At 74.3% G+C, this 3,373-nt stretch carries 5 protein-coding genes; 2 read left to right on the forward strand and 3 right to left on the reverse strand.

What is annotated here, in order from left to right:
- A partial coding sequence (locus BN2279_RS07605; RefSeq protein ID WP_059007752.1) for a SagB family peptide dehydrogenase occupies positions 1 to 1,221 on the forward strand: 1,221 nt, incomplete at its 5' end.
- 47 nt (positions 1,222 to 1,268) lie between these two features.
- Entirely contained in the window at positions 1,269 to 2,186 is a 918-nt protein-coding gene (locus BN2279_RS07610) for an aminoglycoside phosphotransferase family protein (protein WP_059007754.1), read from the forward strand.
- Between the two features lie 26 nt (positions 2,187 to 2,212).
- Here BN2279_RS07610 and BN2279_RS07615 read toward each other — a convergent pair whose 3' ends face one another.
- The 3 genes from BN2279_RS07615 to BN2279_RS07625 all read right to left on the reverse strand — a co-directional run bounded on the left by BN2279_RS07615 (position 2,213) and on the right by BN2279_RS07625 (position 3,211).
- Complete coding sequence (locus BN2279_RS07615; RefSeq protein ID WP_059007756.1) at positions 2,213 to 2,503, reverse strand: DUF6422 family protein; 291 nt, start codon at positions 2,501 to 2,503, stop codon at positions 2,213 to 2,215.
- Between the two features lie 112 nt (positions 2,504 to 2,615).
- On the reverse strand, positions 2,616 to 2,876 hold the full coding sequence (locus tag BN2279_RS07620) for a PIN domain-containing protein (RefSeq protein ID WP_407702202.1): 261 nt from the start codon (positions 2,874 to 2,876) through the stop codon (positions 2,616 to 2,618).
- Positions 2,873 to 3,211, reverse strand: coding sequence for a CopG family transcriptional regulator (locus tag BN2279_RS07625; protein ID WP_234347573.1), 339 nt, complete (start codon positions 3,209 to 3,211; stop codon positions 2,873 to 2,875). The genes BN2279_RS07620 and BN2279_RS07625 overlap by 4 nt, the downstream gene beginning before the upstream one ends.
- Between the last annotated feature and the right edge of the window lie 162 nt (positions 3,212 to 3,373).

Here is a 3,373-nt window from a genome sequence, read left to right on the forward strand (position 1 = left end):
GCCGTGACAGGTCACGACACCGGACCGCTGCTGGCCCGGCTGCGTGACGGGGGCTGGCTGGACATCACGGTGACGGACGGCGACCGCGCCCTGTACACGATCCGGCCGCTGCGCTCGCCGCCGCCGGTCCCGCCGGCCGACGCGCGCGAGCTGACGCTGTCCCGGTTCGCGGTGCTGCGCGCGGACGGGCACGGCATGGTGCTGGAGTCCCCGCACGCCTGGTGCGAGATCCGGATCCACGACCCGGCGGTGGCGGCGGCGCTGGCGGGCCTGGCGGGCGCGGGCCCGCGTGTTGCCGCGCCCGCCCTGCCCGCCCCGGTCCTCGGGCGCCTGCCGCGCGACCTGCGCCGGGCCGCGCTGGCCGTCCCGCGCGGCGGGGACGCCGACGCCCCGGAAGCGCGGTCACGGCAGTGGAGCCCGCACGAGCTGTGGTTCCACGACCGCAGCAGGCTGGGCGATCGCGGCCGGGACGGCTTCGGCGCCACGTTCCGCGCCCGGGGTCCTTCCGACCCGCCGCCGGTCCGGCCTGACCCGTACCCCGGCCCGGCGATCGCCCTGCACCGGCCGGACCTCGACGCGCTGCGCCGCGCCGATCCGCCGCTCACCGCCGTGCTGGAGGACCGCCGTTCGGTGCGCGCCCACGACGAGGACCGTCCGCTGACCGCCCGGCAGTTGGGCGCGTTCCTCCATCGGTGCGCCCGGACCCGGCGGGGGTGGGCGGTGGACGGCGTGCAGCAGGCCAGCCGCCCCTACCCGTCCGGAGGGGCGCTGTACGAGCTGGAGGTCTATCCGGTGGTCAGCCAGGTGGCCGGTCTGGACCCGGGCATGTACCACTACGACTCCCACGGCCACCGGCTCCGGCTCGTCGCCGGCGACGGCGACCCGGCGGTGCGGCGGCTGCTGCGCGTCGCGGGCCGCACCTCTGCGGCCGGTCCGCCTGCGCAGGTGCTGCTGGTGCTGTCCGCCCGGATGGACCGGGTGCTGTGGAAGTACGAGGCGATGGGCTACGCGCTCGTCCTCAAGCATGTCGGCGCGCTCTACCAGACCATGTACCTCGTGGCCACCGCCATGGGCCTGGCGGGCTGCGCGGTCGGCGCGGGCGACGCCGCCGCGTTCGCCCGCGCCACCGGCCGCGATCCTGTGGTGGAGTGCGGCGTCGGGGAGTTCATCCTGGGAAGCCTCCCGGCCGGCGCGGAACCGCCTGCCCGGACGGGCGGATGACCCGGGGACCGAACGGGGAACCCGATCGCACTGAGGAGAGAGCCGACATGGGCGCATCGCCCCTCGAAGTCCCCGACGCGTTCGCCGCGTCGTACGGCGCGAACAACCCGGCCGGTCGTGCGTGGATCGCCGGACTGCCCGCGCTCGCCGCGGAGTTCCTGGACCGCTGGGCGCTGCGGCCGGACGGCGCAGCGGGGCACGGCATGGCGTCGCTGGTGCTGCCGGTGACCCGCGCGGACGGCACACCCGCGGTGCTGAAGCTCCAGCGGCCCAGCGAGGACAACGCCGACGCCGCGCTCGGGCTGCGGGTGTGGAACGGCGACGGCGTGGTGCGGCTGCTCGACCATGATCCGGACACCGGCACCATGCTGCTGGAACGGCTGGACGCGGCCCGGCCGTTGTCCTCGCTGGCCGACGACACGGCCGCCCTGCGGATTCTCGCCGAGCTGCTGGCGCGGCTGGTCGCGGGGCCCGCGCCCGAGGGCGTGCGGCGCCTGGCGGACATCGCCACCGCCATGCTCGACCAAGCCCCGGGCGCCGTGGGGGCGTTGCGCGACCCGGCCGAGCGGCGGCTGGTGCGGTCCTGCGCGTCCGCCGTCGCGGAGCTGGTCGGCGAGCCAGGCGACCGCCTGCTGCACTGGGACCTGCACGACGACAACGTCCTGGCCGGGGAGCGGGAGCCGTGGCTGGCGATCGACCCCGAACCGCTGGCCGGGGACCCCGGGTTCGACCTGTGGCCGGCGCTGAACAGCCGCTGGGACCGGGTGGTGGCGACCGGCGACGTGACCCGTACGCTGCTGCGCCGCTTCGACCTCATGACCGAGGTGCTCGGCCTGGACCGGGAGCGGGCGGCCGGCTGGACACTCGGCCGCATCCTGCAGAACGCGTTGTGGGACATCGAGGACGGCAAGACCGCCCTGGAACCGGGCCAGGTCGCCCTCGGCGTGACCCTGCTGGGCCGCTGAGAGGCCGCCCGGCCGTCCCCGGCGGGTCAGGTCGGCAGGTGCTGCGACGGCTGATGCCCGCAGGGCTCCATGTGGTCCGGGCTTCCTCCGGGGCCGAAGACCAGGGTCTCGCAGCTCTCGCCGAAGCCGGAGAAGTCCGAACAGGCGCACTCCCCGCAGGGGTTGCCGAACCACTCCAGGTCGGCCGCCGGATCGACCCCGGCCTCCTCCAGCATCGCCGCGGCCTCCTTCCGCGCGCCGATGACGTGGGACGCGGCCTGCTCCAGGACCTCCGACTGCTCTTCGGTGAGATCGTCACGACGGTGATAGGCGGGCACGCGCGCACTCCTCGGGATCGTGGTGGGGGCTCCGACCGTCGTATCAGATGCCCGATGACACACCCGCGGAGTACGCACGCCTTCCGTCACGTTCCCGCCCCCCGTCAGCCGATCAGCCCACCCGGGACCGGACCGCCGGACACGGCGCGGTCGCCCACGGGTCGTCCGGGAGGAGCCGGAACGCGTGGCCGCCGGTGAGCGGAGTGATGGCCCGGAGGTCGCGGCGGTCCAACGTCAGAACCGTCTCCGTGTCGTACTCCTCGGCCAGAACGACGTTCACCGCGTCCGTCAGGTCGAGTCGCAGTGCCGCGTAACGGTCCCGCACCTCGCGCCCCTTGCGGAGAGTGCCGGGGGACAGAGCAGGGATGGTCACGCGTGCGGCGTGGCGCATCGCGGTGCGGGCGGCCTCGTGCTGGGGATCCGAGGTGTTGAGGGCCGCGACGAGGCCCGGGGTGTCGCCGATGACGATCGCTCGTGATCCGTCACGCCGTCCGCGACGGCCCGGTGGATCTCCTCGGCGGTGACCGGGCGGCCGAAGTCGAGACGAGGGATGTCCCAGTCGTCGTCCCAGCGCAGGGCACGCAGGGCCACGAGATGGAACGCCTCCCGGAAGTACCCCGACACCGGTCGGCCCTCCCGGGCCGCGGCCTCCTTGATCAGGGCGAGGTCTTCCTCATCGACCATGACGGTCGTCTTCTTCAGCGCCATAAGGTCATGGTGCCCGCACCACAGGGCCGGGCCCGCTGCCGGTCAGGCGCGGGTGGGGCCCGCGCCGTCGTGGGAGACCTGTCCCTTTTACCTATCTGACGCCTCTGACGCATAAGCTCGGAGTCCTGCTGTTGCTTGGCGCTATTGTTTTTTTCCCTCGTA

The sequence above is a fragment of the Streptomyces specialis genome (genome assembly GCF_001493375.1).
Classification (GTDB): Bacteria; Actinomycetota; Actinomycetes; order Streptomycetales; family Streptomycetaceae; genus Streptomyces; species Streptomyces specialis.

Coding starts and splice junctions, on each gene's coding strand:
- BN2279_RS07610 (WP_059007754.1), top strand. CDS start 1,269: ATGGGCGCATCGCCCCTCGAAGTCCCCGACGCGTTCGCCGCGTCGTAC.
- BN2279_RS07625 (WP_234347573.1), bottom strand. CDS start 3,211: ATGGCGCTGAAGAAGACGACCGTCATGGTCGATGAGGAAGACCTCGCC.